This window comes from Pseudomonas sp. NPDC089407, assembly GCF_044900445.1.
GTDB lineage: Bacteria > Pseudomonadota > Gammaproteobacteria > Pseudomonadales > Pseudomonadaceae > Aquipseudomonas.
Window position 1 is genome coordinate 22664 of the sequence record NZ_JBJDNB010000028.1, and the last position, 19654, is coordinate 42317.

Genomic DNA, 19654 nt, shown 5'->3' on the forward strand with positions numbered 1-19654 from the left:
TTTTCGGTGGGGCCCGCTTGGCCGCACCGCATGAATGAATAGAGGAAAGCATGAGCAAGCAGATTCTGATTCTCCCAGGTGACGGTATCGGCCCGGAAATCATGGCCGAAGCGGTCAAGGTGCTGGAGCTGGCAAACGACAAGTTCGAGCTCGACTTTAGCCTGGCCCACGACGTGATCGGCGGCGCGGCCATCGACAAGCACGGCGTGCCGCTGGCCGACGAAACCCTGGAGCGTGCGCGCAAGGCCGATGCCGTGCTGCTGGGCGCCGTGGGCGGGCCGAAGTGGGACAAGATCGAGCGTGACATTCGCCCGGAGCGCGGCCTGCTGAAGATCCGTTCGCAACTGGGCCTGTTCGCCAACCTGCGCCCGGCCATCCTTTACCCGCAACTGGCCGATGCCTCGTCGCTCAAGCCAGAAATCGTTTCCGGCCTGGACATCCTCATCGTCCGTGAGCTGACCGGCGGTATCTACTTCGGTGTCCCGCGTGGCCAGCGCGAGCTGGAAGGCGGCGAGCGCCAGGCCTACGACACCCTGCCGTACAGCGAAAGCGAAGTGCGCCGCATTGCCCGTGTCGGTTTCGACATGGCCCGCGTCCGTGGCAAGAAGCTGTGTTCGGTGGACAAGGCCAACGTCCTTGCCTCCAGCCAGCTGTGGCGCGAAGTGGTCGAAGACGTGGCCAAGGACTACCCGGATGTGGAACTGAGCCACATGTACGTCGACAACGCCGCCATGCAGCTGGTGCGTGCACCCAAGCAGTTCGACGTGGTGGTGACCGACAACATGTTCGGTGACATTCTGTCGGATGAAGCTTCCATGCTGACCGGTTCCATCGGCATGCTGCCTTCGGCGTCGCTGGATGCCAACAACAAGGGCATGTACGAGCCGTGCCACGGCTCGGCACCGGACATCGCTGGCCTTGGCATCGCCAACCCGCTGGCGACCATCCTGTCGGTGTCGATGATGCTGCGTTACAGCTTCAATCAGTCGGCTGCCGCCGAGGCGATCGAGAAGGCCGTGAGCCTGGTGCTGGACCAGGGCCTGCGGACCGGCGACATCTTCTCGGAAGGCTGCCGCAAAGTGGGTACGCAGGAAATGGGCGACGCAGTAGTCGCGGCGCTGCGGAATCTGTAATCTCTCTGGCCCGCCACCCCACATTCCCGGTGGCGGCCCACTTTTAGCAAAGGTGTAGTTGCGATGAAACGTGTAGGTCTGATCGGTTGGCGCGGTATGGTCGGTTCCGTGCTCATGCAGCGGATGCTGGAGGAGCAGGATTTCGACCTTATCGAGCCGGTGTTCTTCACTACCTCCAATGTTGGCGGCCAAGGCCCGAACGTGGGCAAGGATACAGCGCCGCTCAAGGACGCTTATTCGATTGAAGAACTCAAGACCCTCGACGTGATCCTGACCTGTCAGGGCGGCGACTATACCAACGAGGTCTTCCCCAAGCTGCGTGAAGCCGGCTGGCAGGGTTACTGGATTGACGCCGCCTCGTCCCTGCGCATGCAGGATGACGCAGTGATCATCCTCGACCCGGTCAACCGCAAGGTCATCGACCAGCAGCTGGATGCCGGTACCAAGAACTACATCGGCGGCAACTGCACCGTCAGCCTGATGCTGATGGGCCTGGGCGGCCTGTTCGAAGCCGGCCTGGTCGAGTGGATGAGCGCCATGACCTACCAGGCAGCTTCGGGTGCCGGTGCGCAGAACATGCGCGAGCTGATCAAGCAGATGGGCGCTACCCACGCAGCCGTTGCCGATGACCTGGCCAACCCGGCCAGCGCCATCCTCGACATCGACCGCAAGGTTGCCGAGGCCATGCGCAGCGAAGCCTACCCGACCGAGAACTTCGGCGTGCCACTGGCGGGCAGCCTGATCCCGTGGATCGACAAGGAACTGCCGAACGGCCAGAGCCGCGAAGAGTGGAAGGCCCAGGCCGAGACCAACAAGATCCTCGGCCGCTTCAAGAGCCCGATCCCGGTCGACGGCATCTGCGTGCGCATCGGCGCCATGCGTTGCCACAGCCAGGCGCTGACCATCAAGCTGAACAAGGACGTGCCGATCGCCGACATCGAAGGCATGATCAGCCAGCACAACCCTTGGGTGAAACTGGTGCCGAACCAGCGTGAAATCAGCATGCAGGAGCTGGCACCGACCAAGGTCACCGGCACCCTGAACATTCCGGTTGGCCGCCTGCGCAAGCTGAACATGGGTTCGCAGTACCTGGGCGCATTCACCGTGGGTGACCAGCTGCTGTGGGGCGCTGCGGAGCCACTGCGCCGCATGCTGCGGATCCTGCTGGAGCGTTGATCGTTCTGGTTTGACTGAAAACCCGTGCTGGCGACAGTGCGGGTTTTTTTTGGGGTGTTCGCCACAGCATTTTTAGTGTCGGTGAGATCGAGCGCCGCCCGCGCGGCGCATCGCGGGACAAGCCCGCTCCCACATCTGTTTCGGGCCAGTCTCTCCTGTGCCAGGTGGGTTGCACTTTTGTGCATGGCTTGAGGTTGATGAAGTGCAGCGGGGCAACCTTCAATACCGAAGGGAACAGAAAAAGGCGGACGGAGGTGACCTCACAGGAGTGATTGGCCCGAAACAGATGTGGGAGCGGGCTTGTCCCGCGATGCGCCGCGCGGGCGGCGCTCGATCTCGCAGGCGCTGCAAATCTTGCGACAACCCCAGGCTGCCATCACACAACCTACTGAAGAACCTTACCCGGCGAGGCTAAGGTCATCACAGACAAAACCCTACAATACGAGTAAAGTGCCGCCCCCGCCGTTTCTGCAAGAGGATCCCTACCATGACACACCCATTGGACATCGCCGTTGTCGGCGCCACCGGCAGCGTCGGTGAAACCTTGGTACAGATCCTTGAAGAACTGAATTTCCCGGTCGCCACCTTGCACCTGCTGGCCAGCATGGAATCAGCCGGCAGCAGCGTGATGTTCGCCGGCAAGAAGCTCAAGGTGCGTGAGGTCGACAGCTTCGACTTCGCCCAGGTCAAGCTGGCCTTCTTCGCCACCGGCGCTGCCGTCAGCCGCAGCTTTGCCGGCAAAGCGCTGCAGGCCGGCTGCACGGTCATCGACCTTTCCGGCGGCCTGGACGATGCCCTGGCCCTGGTGCCGGAAGCCAACGCCGAACGCCTGGCCGGCTTGGCACTGCCCGCACGCATTGTCAGCCCCTGCTCGGCCGCGGTCGCCCTGGCCGTCGCGCTGGCGCCCCTCAAGGGCCTGCTGGATATCGAGCGGGTGCAGGTGATGGCCGCGCTGGCGGTGTCTGCGCAAGGCCGTGAAGCGGTCAGCGAACTGGCCCGGCAAACCGCTGAACTGCTCAACGCCCGGCCGCTGGAACCGCGCTTCTTCGACCGCCAGGTGGCGTTCAACCTGCTTGCCCAGGTGGGTGCTGCCGACGAGCAAGGCCACACTGCGCTGGAGCGCCGCCTGGTCAGCGAACTGCGCGTGCTGCTGGGCCTGCCTGAACTGAAGATTTCCGTGAGCTGCATTCAAGTCCCGGTGTTTTTCGGCGATAGCTTCAGTGTGGCTGTGCAAAGCCGCCGCCCGGTCGACCTGGCAGCGGTCAACCAGGCCCTGGAAGCAGCCGATAGCGTCGAGTGGGTGGAGAACGATGATTATCCGACCCCGGTAGGTGACGCAGTCGGCCAAGACGTGGTCTATGTTGGTCGTGTACGTCACGGTGTTGATGAAGACCAGCAGCTCAACCTCTGGCTGACCACCGACAACGTGCGCAAAGGCGCCGCGCTCAATGCCGTGCAAGTGGCACAATTGTTGATTAAACACATGCCGTAAAAGATACTGGCGAGCACTTTTGTCCTGCTCCGCTTGCAGGTTCCGGGACGATTCATACAAGGGAAGAGGTCATGCTTCGAATTCGCAAACTGGTTCTGGCCATGGCTGCAGCATCGGCGCTGTCGTCTGGCATGGCGAATGCGCTGGGCCTGGGGGAGCTGACCCTGAAGTCGGCACAGAATCAGCCGCTGGACGCCGAGATCGAATTGCTCGACGTGCGCGACCTCAAGGCCGCCGAAGTGGCGCCAAGCCTGGCGCCGCCGGAAGAGTTCAGCAAGGCCGGGGTGGCGTTTCCGACCTACCTCGAAGACCTGACCTTCACACCGGTGATCAACCCCAACGGCAGGAGTGTGCTGCGGGTTACCTCCAGCCAGCCGCTGCCAGGGCCAGTGGTCAAGTTCCTGGTCCAGGTGATGTGGCCACAAGGCCGCTTGCTGCGTGACTACAGCGTGCTGCTCGACCAGGCCAAGGCCCAGGGCGACAAGCCGGCTGCAGGCAATGTCACGCCGGCCACCACCGGTGCCAGCCGCTACACCACCCAGCGCCGCGACACCTTGTGGCAGATTGCTGCGCGCAACACCCAGGGCGGTGGTTCGATCCAGCAGACCATGATCGCCATCCAGGCATTGAACCCGGACGCCTTCATCGGCAACAACATCAACCAGCTGAAGGTTGGCCAGGTATTGCGCCTGCCCGACCAGCAGCAGGTCCAGAGCATCCCGCAGGGCGAGGCCAACAGCGAAGTGGCTGAGCAATATGCTGCCTGGCGTGAAGGCCGTCGCCTTGGGCCACGTGCCCGCCAACTCGACGCCACCCGCCGTGGTGCCGCAGACGCGGCGCCGGCGCGTGTCGCCCAGGGCGACAACCTGCGCCTGGTCAGCCCGGGCAACCAGGCCGGTGCCGGCCAGGCTAAAGCGCTCAACGACAAGTTGGCAGTGGCCCAGGAAAGCCTGGACACCAGCCGTCGTGACAATGACGAACTCAAGAGTCGCATGAGCGACCTGCAGAGCCAACTGGACAAGCTGCAGCGTCTGATCGACCTGAAAAACGACCAGTTGGCGCGCCTTCAGGCGCAGGGCGCAGCCGCGCCGACCGCAGCTGGCGCCACGCCTGCTGCGGCCCCGGCGGCAGATGCCCAGCCATCGGCCGAGCCGGCACCTGCCGAGGCGGCCACCGCAGCCAAGCCAGCAGAGGATGCCAAGCCGGCCCCGGCCAGCCAGGCGGATGGCGCACTCCAGCAGGTTCTCGGTAACCCATGGCTGCTGTGGCTGATTGCCGGCTCCAGCATCCTGGTGCTGGCGCTGCTGCTCTGGCTGCTGGCGCGCAAGCGCAAGGCCCAGCAGGAGGCAGAAAAGCACCTGCGCATGGCGCGGGCGCTGGAAGAAGAGCAGGGCACAGGTTTCGACAGCGATACCGAGAGCCTCGACGGCGTCGAAGTCTCGGAGCCAAGCGTTACCCTGTCGCCTGCGGTGGTAGCCGCATCGGCCGCTGCGGCTGTTGCAGCGGAAAAAGTGGCTGAGCCTGCTGCCGAGGCAGCGCCGGCACAGGGGTCGCAAGCCGGCGCGTATGCCGAACTCCTGGCGGAAGTCGACCAGTGCCTGGCCGAAGGCCGCCTGAACCGCGCGAGCGCGCTGCTGGAGCCTGCTGTAGCCGCTGCCCCGGCGCGTGATGACCTGCGCCTGAAACTGATGGACGTGTACGCCCGCCAAGGTGATCAGAGCGCGTTCGTCGACCAGGAGCGCCAGTTGCCGGCTAGCGAGCACAACAGTGCTGCTGTCGCCGGGCTGAAAGAACGTTACCCGGCCATGCTTGGCCTGGCCGCGGCCGGCCTGGGTGCGGCGGCGCTGGCTGCCGAAATGGACGAGCAGTACGTGCAGGAACTGCTGCACGATGAGCCCGAGGCGCCGGTGGCTGCCGATGTGGTGCCCGAAGAAGCGCCTGAGTTCGAGCCGCAAATCGAGGCTGAGCCAGAGGTTGCCTTTGAGCCTGATGCTGAACTGGATGCACTCGATGAAGTGCCGATCCTCGATGTTGCGGGCCTGGAGGACCAGGGCCTGGGCGAGCCGGACCTGGACAGCGCTTTCGACCTGAGTCTGGGTGAAGAGCTGCCGGGGGAAGACCCGCTGGACGAGGGGCTGGTGAACGAGGCTGTGGTGAACGAGGCTGTGGTGAATGAGCATGTGCCCGACGAGCTGGTGATTGCCGAGCCTGTGCTGGACGAGCCGGAGCAGGAAGAAGCACAGCCAGAAGAAGCGCCGTTCGCCATGGATGCCGAACTGCAAGCCGACGCCGATTTCGAAGCCATGCTGGCCCAGGCCGAGCCGCAGCCTGCGGTAGACCTGTCCGATTTCGACCTTGATGTCAGCGAGCCCGTTGCCCCGGCTGCGCCGGAAGCAGTCGCTGAAACCCCAGTCGATGTCGCCGCCGAGCTGGCCGCCTTCGACAGCGTGCCAGAGTTCGACCCGGTTTCCGAGTTCGACCTGCCGTCGGACTTCGACCTGTCGCTGTCGCTGGAAGACGACTCCCCTGCAGCCAAAAGCTTTGCCTCGGAGCTCGACGACGTCAACGCCGAGCTCGACAAGCTGTCGCAAAGCCTTGAGTCGCCGTCGCTGGAGCCGCATTTCACCAGCGAAGACGCAGCTGCGCAGCCAGAGCCCGAGCCGCTGGACGACCTCGACTTCGACTTCTTCTCCGGCAGTGACGAAGTGGCCACCAAGCTCGACCTGGCCCGGGCCTACATCGACATGGGCGACAGCCAGGGTGCACGCGATATCCTCGACGAAGTCGTCAAGGACGGCGACGACAGCCAGCGCCAGGAAGCCGAGGACATGCTCTCCCGGTTAGTCTGAGTGTAGGAGCGGCCTTGTGTCGCGATGGGCCGCAAAGCGGCCCCAGGTTTTCAGCTTCACAGCACATATCCTGGGGCCGCTTCGCGGCCCATCGCGACACAAGGCCGCTCCTACGGGGATCTACGGCAATCTGATGTTCCATCGACAGCGGCAGCCCAACAAGGCTGCCGTTGTCGTTATAATCCCCGCCATTCCGTACACCCCACAGGTTTCATGCTCTTGGACATCATCGACACCGCCGCCCCCGAATCCGCGGCCGAAGGCTACTCCCGCATCGCCCTGGGCGTGGAATACAAGGGCGCGCGCTACCGCGGCTGGCAGCGCCAGGCCAGTGGCGTGCCGAGTGTCCAGCAGGCCCTGGAAAAAGCCCTGTCCACGGTCGCCAACGAGCCGATTTCGGTCATCTGTGCCGGCCGCACCGACGCCGGCGTGCACGGCTGCGGGCAGATCGTGCACTTCGACACCCGTGCCGTGCGCGACGAGCGCGCCTGGACCATGGGCACCAACTTCAACCTGCCGCACGACATCAGCGTGGTCTGGTCGCGGTCGATGCCGGCCGATTTCCATGCCCGCTTCAAGGCGTGTGCCCGGCGCTACCGTTATGTCATCTACAACGACCCGATCCGCCCGGCACACCTGGCCGAGGAAGTGACCTGGAACCACCGCCCGCTGGACGTCGAGCGCATGGCCGAGGCCGCGCAGTTCCTGCTCGGTACCCACGACTTCAGCGCCTTCCGCGCCAGCCAGTGCCAGGCCAAGTCGCCCATCAAGCACATTTACCACCTGCGCGTTACCCGCCACGGCCAGATGATCGTGCTGGACATACGCGCCACCGCCTTCCTGCACCACATGGTACGCAACATTGCCGGGGTGCTGATGGCCATCGGTGCCGGCGAGCGCCCGGTAACCTGGGCGCGTGAAGTGCTGGAAGGGCGCAACCGCAGTGAAGGCGGGGTTACCGCACACCCCTACGGGCTGTACCTGGTGCAGGTGGAGTACCCTGAGCAGTTCGCCCTGCCCAAGCGTTACATCGGCCCACACTTTTTGAGCGGTTACGAAGCGTTGGCAGACTGACGGGCGAAAAGCCTTTTGCTAACATCCGGCCTCAGCGTAATAACCAGGGTTCGCGTTCCATGAGCAATGTTCGCAGCAAGATCTGCGGGATTACCCGCATCGAAGACGCACTGGCCGCTGCCGAAGCGGGTGCCGATGCCATCGGTTTCGTCTTCTATGCCAAGAGCCCGCGGGCCGTGGATGTGCGCCAGGCGCGGGCCATCATCGCCGAGCTGCCGCCCTTCGTGACCACGGTCGGGTTGTTCGTCAATGCTTCGCGTTGCGAGCTGAACGAGATCCTCGAAGTGGTTCCGCTGGACCTGCTACAGTTCCACGGCGACGAAACCCCGCAGGACTGCGAAGGTTACCACCGCCCCTGGATCAAGGCCCTGCGGGTGCGCCCGGGCGATGACCTGGAGGCCGCCTGCCAGCTTTATGCCGGTGCCCGCGGCATCTTGCTGGACACCTACGTGGCCGGCGTGCCCGGCGGAACCGGCGAGGCATTCGACTGGTCTCTGGTGCCGGCGCGCCTGAGCAAGCCGATCATTCTCGCAGGTGGGCTGTCGGCCGATAACGTCGGCCAGGCCATTGCCCAGGTACGGCCTTATGCGGTGGATGTCAGCGGCGGCGTCGAACAGGCCAAGGGCATCAAGGACGCGGCGAAAATCGAAGCCTTCATGCATGCGGTGAAACAGGCGTGATAGCAGATGTGACGGCTGGCTGCGCGCCATCGTCCATAGCTTTCGCAGCCCTGCGGGGCAGCCGCCTGTACCTGTGGCGGCAACACAACACATTAACGGTGGAGTGGCACGCGGGAAGCCCCGGCGGCCGGTCCATCATCGTTTCATAAAGATTTTGAGCTCAAGGGCAGGGCAGGGCCGGCGATAACGGCCTCCGCCTGCCAATACTGGAGAAAGAAAGCATGAGCAACTGGTTAGTCGACAAACTGATCCCTTCGATCATGCGTTCCGAGGTGAAGAAGAGCTCGGTGCCTGAAGGCCTGTGGCACAAGTGCCCGTCCTGCGAGGCCGTGCTGTATCGTCCGGAGCTGGAAAAAACCCTGGATGTCTGCCCCAAGTGCAACCACCACATGCGCATCGGCGCACGTGCGCGCATCGACATCTTCCTCGACGCCGAAGGCCGTGCCGAACTGGGCGCCGACCTCGAGCCGGTCGACCGCCTGAAGTTCCGTGACGGCAAGAAGTACAAGGACCGCCTGACCGGCGCGCAGAAGCAGACCGGCGAAAAAGACGCGCTGATCTCCATGAGCGGCACCCTGATGGGCATGCCGGTCGTGGTCAGCGCCTTCGAGTTCTCGTTCATGGGTGGCTCCATGGGTGCCATCGTCGGCGAGCGCTTCGTGCGCGCGGCCAACTATGCCCTGGAGCACCGTTGCCCGATGGTCTGCTTCTCAGCCTCGGGCGGTGCGCGCATGCAGGAAGCGCTGATTTCGCTGATGCAGATGGCCAAGACCTCGGCCGTGCTGGCGCGCCTGCGCGAAGAAGGCATCCCGTTCATCTCGGTACTGACCGACCCGGTGTACGGTGGTGTTTCCGCCAGCCTGGCCATGCTCGGTGACGTCATCGTCGGTGAGCCGAAGGCGCTGATCGGCTTCGCCGGCCCACGCGTGATCGAGCAAACCGTACGCGAGAAGCTGCCAGAGGGCTTCCAACGCAGCGAGTTCCTGCTGGAGCACGGCGCCATCGACCTGATCATCTCCCGTGGCGAACTGCGCCCGCGTCTGGCCCGCCTGCTGGCGCAGATGACCGGCCAGGACACCCCGGAGCAAGCGCGTGAGGCGGCTGCCGTCGCGTGATGAAACAAAAATCCCTGGGCGAATGGCTCGCCTACCTCGAGCAGTTGCACCCCTCGGCCATCGACATGGGCCTGGAGCGGTCGCAGAAGGTGCTTGCCCGGCTGGCGCTGGGCAAGCTGGCGCCACGCGTGGTAACCGTAACCGGCACTAACGGCAAGGGTTCGACCTGCGCCTTCGTGGCCGCGTTGCTGCGTGCCCAGGGGCTCAAGGTCGGCGTGTACAGCTCGCCGCACCTGTTGCGTTACAACGAGCGGGTGCTGATCGATGGCCAAGAGGCCAGCGACGAGCGCCTGTGCGAAGCCTTCGCCGCCGTCGAGGCGGCGCGGGGCGATATTTCCCTGACCTACTTCGAGATGGGCACGCTGGCCGCATTCTGGTTGTTCTACCAGTCGCAGCTGGATGCCGTGGTGCTGGAAGTGGGCCTCGGTGGTCGCCTGGACACCGTCAACGTGGTGGATGCCGATCTGGCCTTGGTGACCAGTATCGGTGTCGACCATGTCGATTACCTGGGCGACACCCGCGAACGGGTGGCCTTTGAGAAGGCCGGCATCTTCCGCCCGGGCAAGCCGGCCTTGTGTGGCGACCTCGACCCGCCGCAACCGTTGCTGGACAAAGCTGCCGAATTGGCAGCGCCGTTGTTCCTGCGCGGGCGTGACTTCGACCTGGCCTGCGCCGAAGGCAGCTGGACCTGGCGCGGTACTGCGGCGGAGGGCACTCCGGTAGATCTGCGTGACCTGCCGTTGCTCGACCTGCCGATGGAAAACGCCACGCTGGCCATGCAGGCTTACCTGCTGATGGGGCTGCCGTGGGAGGCCGCACAGGTTCGCCAGGCACTGCTGGATACCCGTATTACCGGGCGTCTCGACCGCCGCCAGCTGAGCTGGCAGGGCAAGCCCGTGGAGCTGCTGCTGGATGTCGGGCACAACCCGCATGCCGCCGATTACCTGGCGCGGCGCCTGTCGGCCCGGCCGCTCAAAGGGCGCCGCCTGGCGGTATTCGGCCTGCTCGCCGACAAGGACCTGAACGGTGTTGTTGCGCCGCTGCAGGGGCTGGTCGATGACTGGGCAGTGGCACCGCTGGACACCCCGCGCAGCCGCCCGGCTGCGGAGCTGGCCGAAGCCTTGACGAACCTCGGTGCGGCGGTGAAGTCTTATGCCAGTGTCGACGCCGCCCTTGAGGCGCAATGCGCGCAGGCAACGGCGGACGACCAGGTCTTGCTGTTCGGTTCGTTTTTCTGTGTCGCCCAGGCGCTGGAGTGGCTGGAGCGGCACACCCAGGAGGGTGGAGTAGATGGCAGTGCTGGATAAAGGGATGAAACAGCGCATGGTGGGTGCGTTGGTGCTGGTGGCGCTGGCGGTGATCTTCCTGCCGATGCTGTTCACCCGCGAGGACGAGATGCGCCAGGTGCACGTCGAAGCCCCGCAAGCACCGGCCATGCCCAGCCTGCCGGAAGTGAAGGTGGAGCCGGTCGCCGTGCCGGAGCCGCAGGTCATTGCGGACGAGCCGCAGCAGGCGCCAGTGGTGGTCAACGAATCGACTGCACAGGCCAGCACACCCAGCCAGCCGATTACTCCGTCGCCGCAGACCCAGGCGCAGGTTCAGGCTCAGCTTCAAAACCTGCCGGCCAAGCCACAGGCGCCAGCGCCAGCACCCAAGGTCGAGGCGAAAGCCGCTGCAACGCCAGCGCCGACCGCGCCATCGAAGATCGACGTCAATGGCCTGCCGGTCAGCTGGTCGATCCAGTTGGCCAGCCTGTCCAATCGGGCCGGTGCCGAGAAGCTGCAGCAAACCTTGCGTAGCCAGGGTTATAACGCCTATATCCGTTCGGCCGGTGGCATGAACCGGGTGTACGTAGGGCCATTGATCGAGCGCGCCGAGGCCGAGCGCGTGCGTGATGCGGTCAACCGCCAGAACAGCCTAAAGGGCTTTGTGGTGCGCTTCCAGCCCGAGCGCGGCTAAGCCTGGCTGACTCGATCCCGTGTAGGAGCGGCCTTGTGTCGCGATCGGGCCGCAAAGCGGCCCCACGATCTCGGCCACAGCCGGAATTGCTGGGGCCGCTGCGCGGCCGATCGCGACACAAGGCCGCTCCTACATATGTTGGCGTCTCCCATGCAGTAACGCGGTCCCTGTGGGAGCGGGTTTACCCGCGAAGGGCCTGTCGCCAATCCAACTGACATTCCGCTTACTCCCAGCTCGCCGCTCTGGTAAAATGCGCCGCCTCAAACGTCTGCAGGCAGCACCGTGGCATTTACCCTGGTTGATTGGGCGATCATCGCGATCATCGCCGTCTCCACACTGATCAGTCTCAAGCGCGGCTTCGTCAAGGAAGCCTTGTCCTTGCTCATCTGGATCATTGCCGGTGCGGTTGCCTGGATGTTCGGCGGTTCGCTCTCGGTGTATCTTGAAAGCTATATCCAGACGCCATCGATGCGCGTCATCGCCGGCTGCGCCATTCTTTTCGTCGCCACCTTGCTGGTGGGGGCCATGGTCAACTTCCTTGTCGGCGAGCTGATCCGCGTGACCGGGCTGTCCGGTACCGATCGTTTCCTGGGCATGGCCTTCGGCGCCGCGCGCGGGGCCTTGCTGGTAGTGGTGGCCATCGGCCTGATCAGCCTGGGGCCGGTTCAACAAGACACCTGGTGGCAGGAATCACGCCTGATACCACAATTTCTCCTGGTCGCCGACTGGTCGAAAAACCTGATCCTGGGTTTCACCGGCCAGTGGTCGCCCGGTGGGCTGATCAGCGCTCCGGCTGATCTGCCGTTCAAGGAACAGTTGCTCGGGCCGGCAAAGCCCTGAGCGCTATTCACTCAAGTTTCGTCAAAGTAGGGGTTGCGTCGCATGTGTGGCATCGTCGGTATCGTCGGTAAGTCGAACGTCAATCAGGCGCTGTATGACGCGCTTACGGTCCTCCAGCACCGCGGCCAGGACGCTGCCGGTATCGTGACCAGCCATGACGGCCGGTTGTTCCTGCGCAAGGATAATGGCCTGGTGCGCGACGTGTTCCAGCAGCGCCACATGCAGCGCCTGGTAGGCCACATGGGTATCGGTCACGTGCGCTACCCGACTGCGGGCAGCTCGACCTCGGCCGAGGCCCAGCCGTTCTACGTCAACTCGCCCTATGGCATCACCCTGGCGCACAACGGCAACCTGACCAACGTCGAGCAGCTGGCCAAGGAGATCTACGAGTCCGACCTGCGTCACGTCAACACCAATTCCGACTCGGAAGTGCTGCTGAACGTGTTCGCCCATGAGCTGGCGGTACGCGGCAAGCTGCAGCCGACCGAAGAAGACGTGTTCGCCGCCGTATCCCACGTGCACAGCCGCTGCGTTGGCGGTTATGCGGTGGTGGCCATGATCACCGGCTACGGCATCGTCGGCTTCCGCGACCCCCACGGCATCCGCCCGGTGGTGTTCGGCCAGCGTCACACCGACGAAGGCGTGGAATACATGATCGCCTCGGAAAGCGTGGCCCTGGACGTCCTCGGCTTTACCCTGATCCGCGACCTGGCGCCGGGCGAAGCGGTGTACATCACCGAAGAAGGCCAGCTGATCACCAAACAGTGCGCCGAAGCGCCGAACCTGCAGCCGTGCATCTTCGAGCACGTCTACCTGGCCCGCCCGGACTCGATCATTGACGGTATCTCGGTGTACAAGGCCCGTCTGCGCATGGGTGAAAAACTCGCCGACAAGATCATGCGCGAGCGCCCTGAGCATGATATCGACGTGGTCATCCCGATCCCGGATACCAGCCGCACCGCCGCGCTGGAACTGGCCAACCGCCTGGGCGTGAAGTTCCGCGAAGGCTTTGTCAAAAACCGTTACATTGGCCGTACCTTCATCATGCCCGGCCAGGCCGCGCGCAAGAAATCGGTGCGCCAGAAGCTCAATGCCATCGAACTGGAGTTCCGTGGCAAGAACGTGATGCTGGTGGACGACTCGATCGTGCGCGGCACCACCTGCAAGCAGATCATTCAGATGGCCCGCGAAGCCGGCGCCAAGAACGTCTACTTCTGCTCCGCAGCCCCGGCTGTACGCTACCCCAACGTCTACGGCATCGACATGCCGAGTGTTCACGAACTGATCGCCCACAACCGTACCACCGAACAGGTAGCCGAGTTGATCGGCGCCGACTGGCTGATCTATCAGGACCTGCCGGACCTGATCGAGTCGGTTGGTGGTGGCAAGATCAAGATCGATCACTTCGATTGCGCGGTGTTCAACGGTGAGTACGTCACCGGCGACATCGACGAGGCCTACCTCGAGCGTATCGAGCAGGCCCGTAATGACCTGGCCAAGGTCAAGAACCAGGCTGTCAGCGCGATCATCGACCTCTACAACAACTGATTCAGGGAGCGACGGCATGACGGATCAATGGGATGCCGGGCGACTGGACAGCGACCTCGAGGGTGTCGGTTTCGACACCCTGGCGGTGCGCGCCGGTCAAAACCGTACACCAGAGGGTGAGCACAGCGAAGCGCTGTTCCTGACCTCCAGCTATGTGTTCCGCACGGCGGCCGATGCCGCTGCGCGCTTTGCCGGTGAAACACCGGGCAACGTCTATTCGCGTTACACCAACCCGTCGGTGCGTGCCTTCGAGGAACGCCTGGCGGCGATGGAAGGTGCCGAGCAGGCCGTGGGTACCTCCACCGGCATGGCGGCGATTCTTGCCGTGGTCATGTCGCTGTGCAGCGCCGGTGACCATGTGCTGGTGTCGCAGAGCGTGTTCGGCTCGACCATCAGCCTGTTCGAGAAGTACTTCAAGCGCTTTGGCGTACAGGTGGACTACGTGCCACTGGTCGACCTTGCTGGCTGGGAAAAGGCCATCAAGGCCAACACCAAGCTGCTGATCGTCGAATCGCCATCCAACCCGCTGGCCGAACTGGTCGATATCACCGCCCTCAGCGAAATCGCCCATGCCCATGGCGCGATGCTGGTGGTGGACAACTGCTTCAGCACCCCGGCGTTGCAGCAGCCGCTGAAGCTGGGCGCCGACATCGTGTTCCACTCGGCCACCAAGTTCATCGATGGCCAGGGCCGTTGCATGGGCGGCGTGGTTGCCGGCCGTGCCGAGCAGATGAAAGAAGTGGTGGGCTTCCTGCGTACTGCAGGCCCCACCCTCAGCCCCTTCAACGCCTGGATCTTCACCAAGGGCCTGGAAACCCTGCGCCTGCGCATGCGTGCGCACTGCGAAAGCGCCCAGGCCCTGGCCGAGTGGCTGGAGCAGCAGGACGGTATCGAGAAGGTGCATTACGCCGGCCTGCCGAGCCACCCGCAGCACGAACTGGCCAAGCGCCAGATGAGTGGCTTTGGTGCGGTGGTCAGCTTCGAGGTCAAGGGCGGCAAAGAGGGCGCCTGGCGCTTCATCGATGCCACCCGGGTGATTTCCATCACCACCAACCTGGGTGACAGCAAGACCACCATCGCCCACCCGGCTACCACCTCCCACGGCCGCCTGTCGCCGCAGGAGCGGGAAGCTGCAGGTATCCGCGACAGCCTGATCCGCGTAGCCGTGGGCCTGGAAGACGTGGCTGACCTGCAAGCCGACCTGGCGCGTGGGTTGGCCGCACTGTGATGCAGATTGGCGGCAGTACCCCGGGCCACAATGGCCGGGTTGCCCTGGTAACCGGTGCCGCGCGCGGCATCGGCCTGGGCATTGCCGCCTGGCTGATCTGCGAGGGCTGGCAAGTGGTGCTCAGCGACCTTGACCGCCCGCGTGGCGCCAAGGTGGCCAAGGCCCTGGGTGACAACGCGTGGTTCATCACCATGGACGTTGCCGACGAGGCCCAGGTCAGTGCCGGGGTGTCTGAGGTGCTCGGGCAGTTTGGCCGGCTGGATGCCCTGGTGTGCAATGCCGCCATCGCCAACCCGCACAACCAGACACTGGAAAGCCTGAGCCTGGCGCAATGGAACCGGGTACTGGCGGTGAACCTCAACGGCCCGATGTTGTTGGCCAAGCATTGTGCGCCGTACCTGCGTGCGCACAACGGCGCGATCGTCAACCTGACCTCGACCCGGGCGCGGCAATCCGAACCGGATACCGAGGCCTACGCCGCGAGCAAGGGTGGCCTGGTGGCGTTGACCCATGCCCTGGCCATGAGCCTGGGCCCGGAGATCCGCGTCAATGCGGTAAGCCCGGGCTGGATCGATGCCCGCGACCCCGCGCAGCGCCGTGCCGAACCATTGACCGATGCCGACCATGCCCAGCACCCGACGGGCAGGGTAGGGACGGTGGAGGATGTGGCGGCCATGGTGGCGTGGCTGTTGTCGCGCCAGGCGGCGTTCGTGACCGGTCAGGAGTTTGTGGTCGATGGCGGCATGAGCCGCAAGATGATCTACACCTGAGCGGCAAGCTTTAAGCTGCAAGCTACAAGAGGGGACCGCAAGGTCCCTTCGTCATGTGCAGGGTTCAGAAATTTATCAGGCGACACCACGCTTTTGCTTGCAGCTTGAAGCTTACAGCTTGCAGCTGCTTTGAAAAAAAATTCAATGGGGCTATTGACTTAGCTTCGCCACCTGCGTAAATTTCGCGGCCTCAGCGAAGCAAACGCAACAAGCAACATCGCGAGGGTGATTAGCTCAGCCGGGAGAGCATCTGCCTTACAAGCAGAGGGTCGGCGGTTCGATCCCGTCATCACCCACCACTTCCTGAGATGTTCCTGCCGCTCCAGGTTTCGAAAGAAGCCAAAAGCCAGAGAGGAACGCACTGCGCAGCGGTAGTTCAGTCGGTTAGAATACCGGCCTGTCACGCCGGGGGTCGCGGGTTCGAGTCCCGTCCGCTGCGCCATTTTCAAGTAACAGATGGGTGCCTGGCACCGGTCTGAAGCCACAAGGCAAACACCTTGGGCTGATCCCAGTTTCAATCGGGCGCAAGCCTGAACGATACGCAGCGGTAGTTCAGTCGGTTAGAATACCGGCCTGTCACGCCGGGGGTCGCGGGTTCGAGTCCCGTCCGCTGCGCCATCTTCGTTTCAAGGTCCCTAGAACACCTTGAAGCAAACACAAGAGAAGCGATCACGTTATCGCTTTTTTTGTGCCTGCCCTGAGGCCATCGCGCCGGAAGGGTAGACCCAGGTTTCAATCGGGCGCAAGCCTGAATGATACGCAGCGGTAGTTCAGTCGGTTAGAATACCGGCCTGTCACGCCGGGGGTCGCGGGTTCGAGTCCCGTCCGCTGCGCCATCTTAGCCTCAAGGCCCCATGAACGCCTTGAAGCAACGTCAAAGCGACCTTCGGGTCGCTTTTTTCGTTCTGGCGCCTGGCAATTGCCTGTCTTAACCCAGATTTACACCTACCTGACAGGTTCTTCACCGACCAGTGGTTCCTGTGCCTGCCCGCTGTGTTGCACAATAGGCACCTTCTCGACATACCCGGAATTCGCAATGACCAGATCTTCCGTCTTTGGTGCGCTCGGGCTGGCCCTGGTGCTGGCGGGCGTGAGCGGTTGTTCCTCGAAAAAAGCGGCCGTCTACGAGCACGAGAACTTCGATGACTCGGGCACCTTTTCGCGCAGCTTCCCGGTAAGCGACGCCGGCTCCTGCGAGGCTGCCCGGCGCGCCTTGCTCAGCCAGGGCTACATCATTACCAACAGCGGCGCCAACCAGGTGGTGGGCAACAAGAGCTTCCAGCAGAACAGCGAGAATCACCTGCAGATCAGCTTCAACGTCACTTGTGCGCCGGACGTGAGCGACGAGCAGCGCTCGACCATGTTCGCTAACGCCTTGCAAGACCGTTACGCACTGAAGAAGTCCAACACCTCCGCCAGCCTGGGCGTGGGCGTGCTGGGCTCGGTGTCGATGCCGATCGGCTCCAGTGACGACTCGATGGTCAAGGTGGCCAGCGAGACGGTGACGGCGGCGCAGTTCTATGACCGTTACTTTGCCTTGGTGGAAAGCTACCTGCCCAAGCCGAAGAAGGTGAGCGAGGCCAAGGTCGAGGCGCCCAAGCAGGAAAAACCGGCGGTTGACCTTGGGCTGCCAGAGCAGGCGGCGGCGAACCCGGTGGCACCGGCGCCTGCTCCAGCGCCTTCGGCTGCGCCAGAAGCCGCGGCCGTTGCCCCGGCCAGTGAAGCAGCGGCGGCGCCGGTGGTGAATGACACACAGGGGTCCCAACCTGTAGCGCCACCGGCCGAGGCTGCACCGATCCAGGTGCAGCAGGATGCCCAGCCCGCCGAGGCCGCGTCGCCCTCTCTTTGATGCATTGGCCGGTGCAGGCCGACCACTCACCCATGCTTCATGTCCAGCTCGGCGCGCGCCTGATCTTCCGGGGCGCGCCGTGTCAGCTCGCCTAAAAGTTGTACAGATATCTGTAAATATCTGTACAAAGGGCTATCCTTGTATAGTAATTTGAAGCAAGGTCCGATGACATGATGCGTAGGCTTCGATGGGCTGCCTTATGTGCGGTCATGCTCGCAGCGCCATTGCTGGCTGGCGATTGGCGCGCAGCGCTGCCCTCGGCGCAGCAACAGGGCAGTGGCGACTTTACATGGTGGGGTTTTCGGCTCTACACCGCCCGCCTGTGGACCGACGGGCACCGCCAGGATTGGGCGCGGCCATTTGCCCTCGAACTGCTTTATCACCGTGCGCTGACCCGTGACAGCCTGGTGCAGGCCAGCTTGCAGGAAATGCGGCGCCTTGGGGATGGCGCTGTGACTCCGGCGCAACTGGCCAGCTGGGCGCAGATCATGCAAACGGCCTTTACCGATGTGCGCCCCGGCATGCGGATCGCCGGCTTGTATCTGCCTGGGGGCGGGTGCCGCTTTTATGTGGACGGCACGTTGAGCGCAGAGGTACGCGATGCTGCTTTTGCCGAAGCGTTTTTCGCCATCTGGCTGGACCCGCGGGCGCGCGACCCGCAATTACGGTTGCATCTGCTGGGTCAGGCAGGTGACGGAGGGCCACGACCATGAACAAAGCATTACTGCTGGTAACCTGCCTGCTGCTGGGTAGCTGTGGAAACGTGGGCGTCGAGCATTACGCCCAAGAGCAACCGAAACTTGACCTGGCAGCGTTCTTCTCGCGCCCGGTTCAGGCGTGGGGCATTTTCCAGAAGCGCTCGGGGGAAGTGGCCCGGCGCTTTCATGTGTGCATTACCAGCCACCGCGAAGGCCAGCGGCTGATCCTGGACGAGCGCTTCGTCTACAGCGATGGCGAACGCCAGCAAAGGGTCTGGACCTTGGTACCGGACGGCCCTGGCCGTTGGCGCGGCAGCGCGGGCGATGTGATCGGTGAAGCCCGTGGCGAAGTGGCTGGTAACGCCCTGCGCTGGCGCTACCGGTTGGACTTGCCGGTCGATGGGCAGCACTGGCAGGTGGACCTGGACGACTGGATGTACCTGATGGACGACGACACCCTGATCAACCGCTCGAGCATGCGCAAGCTCGGCGTGGAGATCGGCCAGATAACCTTGTTCTTCCGCCCCCTGTCGGAGGGTATGTCATGCAACTGAGTGCGTTCGGCGAACACATCGCCAACGGCCATGTCGACGAACTGGAACTGCTGTCGCTGGAGGGTGGTTTCTACCTCCTGCGCGCGCTTACCGCCAATGGCCCGATTACCCTGAGCGACGCCCACGGCCAGCCCCTGCGCCTGCGCTCCACCACCGAACTGCGCGACTTGCTGGGCGAGTTGCCCGTCGTGCCGTGCGTGCTCGTCCAGCAAGTGGTGCATGACGAGATGTGCGGGCAGCGGGAAGGGCCGGTCGCGCCGTTGCGCCTGCCCGTCAGCCTGGCTAGCCAGTGGTAGCCGCGCCGCGCCTGGATTGGGTGAGGGCTGACAGGGGTATGTCATCACATTTTCAGCGCCTGTGAAATCGAGCGCCGCCCGCGCGGCGCTTCGCGGGACAAGTCGGATCGCCGCACCGCCGCTCCCACAGTTTGTTTCGGGCCAATCACTCCTGTGAAGTCATCGCTGGCCGCCTTGTTTGTTCCATTCGATATCGGCAGCGCCGCTGCTCTCAACAAACTCCAGCCATGCACCTGGGTGCGCGCGAAGGTACAGGATTAATTGGCCCGAAACAGATGTGGGAGCGGCCTTGTGCCGCGAAGCGCCGCGCGGGCGGCGCTCGATTTCACAGGCGCTGCAAATGTGCTGGCGAACACCTGGCAGCCATGACGCGACCCTGCTTCGATGCCGGCC

Annotated in this window: 17 protein-coding genes and 4 tRNA genes; all 21 read left to right on the forward strand. The window is 63.8% G+C overall.

All coding sequences use genetic code 11. The features are described from left to right. The first annotated feature begins 50 nt into the window (after positions 1-50). The 21 genes from leuB (at position 51) to ACI2KG_RS20585 (ending at position 19261) form a co-directional block, all read left to right on the forward strand. Complete coding sequence (gene leuB, locus ACI2KG_RS20485) at positions 51-1133, forward strand: 3-isopropylmalate dehydrogenase (RefSeq protein ID WP_404663064.1); 1083 nt, start codon at positions 51-53, stop codon at positions 1131-1133. Positions 1134-1196: 63 nt separating this feature from the next. Then, a complete protein-coding gene (asd, locus tag ACI2KG_RS20490) occupies positions 1197-2309 on the forward strand; it encodes an aspartate-semialdehyde dehydrogenase (RefSeq protein ID WP_400617718.1) in 1113 nt (370 codons plus the stop codon). A gap of 487 nt (positions 2310-2796) precedes the next feature. Beyond that, entirely contained in the window at positions 2797-3801 is a 1005-nt protein-coding gene (locus ACI2KG_RS20495) for an aspartate-semialdehyde dehydrogenase (protein ID WP_404663065.1), read from the forward strand. 71 nt (positions 3802-3872) lie between these two features. Beyond that, positions 3873-6650 (forward strand): FimV/HubP family polar landmark protein, encoded by a 2778-nt coding sequence (locus ACI2KG_RS20500; protein ID WP_404663066.1) that lies wholly within the window; start codon positions 3873-3875, stop codon positions 6648-6650. 213 nt (positions 6651-6863) lie between these two features. Then, complete coding sequence (truA, locus tag ACI2KG_RS20505; protein ID WP_404663067.1) at positions 6864-7724, forward strand: tRNA pseudouridine(38-40) synthase TruA; 861 nt, start codon at positions 6864-6866, stop codon at positions 7722-7724. Between the two features lie 59 nt (positions 7725-7783). Further along, positions 7784-8404 (forward strand): phosphoribosylanthranilate isomerase, encoded by a 621-nt coding sequence (locus ACI2KG_RS20510; RefSeq protein WP_400617711.1) that lies wholly within the window; start codon positions 7784-7786, stop codon positions 8402-8404. A gap of 221 nt (positions 8405-8625) precedes the next feature. After that, positions 8626-9519, forward strand: a complete 894-nt coding sequence (gene accD / locus ACI2KG_RS20515) for an acetyl-CoA carboxylase, carboxyltransferase subunit beta (RefSeq protein ID WP_404663068.1) — start codon at positions 8626-8628, stop codon at positions 9517-9519. After that, complete coding sequence (gene folC, locus ACI2KG_RS20520) at positions 9519-10826, forward strand: bifunctional tetrahydrofolate synthase/dihydrofolate synthase (RefSeq protein ID WP_404663069.1); 1308 nt, start codon at positions 9519-9521, stop codon at positions 10824-10826. Before accD ends, folC begins: the two co-directional genes overlap by 1 nt. After that, positions 10810-11478 carry an SPOR domain-containing protein gene (locus tag ACI2KG_RS20525; RefSeq protein WP_404663070.1) on the forward strand — a complete coding sequence of 223 codons (669 nt, stop codon included), beginning with the start codon at positions 10810-10812 and terminating at the stop codon, positions 11476-11478. The genes folC and ACI2KG_RS20525 overlap by 17 nt, the downstream gene beginning before the upstream one ends. A 282-nt stretch (positions 11479-11760) precedes the next feature. Further along, on the forward strand, positions 11761-12318 hold the full coding sequence (locus ACI2KG_RS20530) for a CvpA family protein (RefSeq protein WP_201207519.1): 558 nt from the start codon (positions 11761-11763) through the stop codon (positions 12316-12318). Between the two features lie 42 nt (positions 12319-12360). Beyond that, complete coding sequence (gene purF, locus ACI2KG_RS20535) at positions 12361-13866, forward strand: amidophosphoribosyltransferase (RefSeq protein ID WP_404663071.1); 1506 nt, start codon at positions 12361-12363, stop codon at positions 13864-13866. 16 nt (positions 13867-13882) lie between these two features. After that, positions 13883-15094 (forward strand): O-succinylhomoserine sulfhydrylase, encoded by a 1212-nt coding sequence (locus tag ACI2KG_RS20540; protein ID WP_201207517.1) that lies wholly within the window; start codon positions 13883-13885, stop codon positions 15092-15094. Next, entirely contained in the window at positions 15094-15864 is a 771-nt protein-coding gene (locus ACI2KG_RS20545; RefSeq protein WP_404663072.1) for an SDR family oxidoreductase, read from the forward strand. Before ACI2KG_RS20540 ends, ACI2KG_RS20545 begins: the two co-directional genes overlap by 1 nt. Positions 15865-16087: 223 nt before the next feature. Beyond that, positions 16088-16163: transfer RNA gene (locus ACI2KG_RS20550), tRNA-Val, on the forward strand. A 66-nt stretch (positions 16164-16229) separates the two neighbouring features. Next, positions 16230-16306, forward strand: a tRNA-Asp gene (locus ACI2KG_RS20555). A 99-nt stretch (positions 16307-16405) separates the two neighbouring features. Next, positions 16406-16482 (forward strand) — tRNA-Asp (locus tag ACI2KG_RS20560). Positions 16483-16623: 141 nt separating this feature from the next. Next, positions 16624-16700 (forward strand) — tRNA-Asp (locus tag ACI2KG_RS20565). A 200-nt stretch (positions 16701-16900) separates the two neighbouring features. Next, the gene (locus ACI2KG_RS20570) at positions 16901-17713 is read left to right on the forward strand and encodes a DUF2242 domain-containing protein (RefSeq protein WP_404663073.1); all 813 of its coding nucleotides are present in this window, start codon (positions 16901-16903) and stop codon (positions 17711-17713) included. Between the two features lie 170 nt (positions 17714-17883). Further along, on the forward strand, positions 17884-18426 hold the full coding sequence (locus tag ACI2KG_RS20575) for a chalcone isomerase family protein (protein WP_404663074.1): 543 nt from the start codon (positions 17884-17886) through the stop codon (positions 18424-18426). After that, entirely contained in the window at positions 18423-18965 is a 543-nt protein-coding gene (locus ACI2KG_RS20580) for a DUF3833 domain-containing protein (protein ID WP_404663075.1), read from the forward strand. The genes ACI2KG_RS20575 and ACI2KG_RS20580 overlap by 4 nt, the downstream gene beginning before the upstream one ends. Next, a complete protein-coding gene (locus ACI2KG_RS20585; protein ID WP_404663076.1) occupies positions 18956-19261 on the forward strand; it encodes a DUF6482 family protein in 306 nt (101 codons plus the stop codon). The genes ACI2KG_RS20580 and ACI2KG_RS20585 overlap by 10 nt, the downstream gene beginning before the upstream one ends. Positions 19262-19654 lie beyond the last annotated feature (393 nt).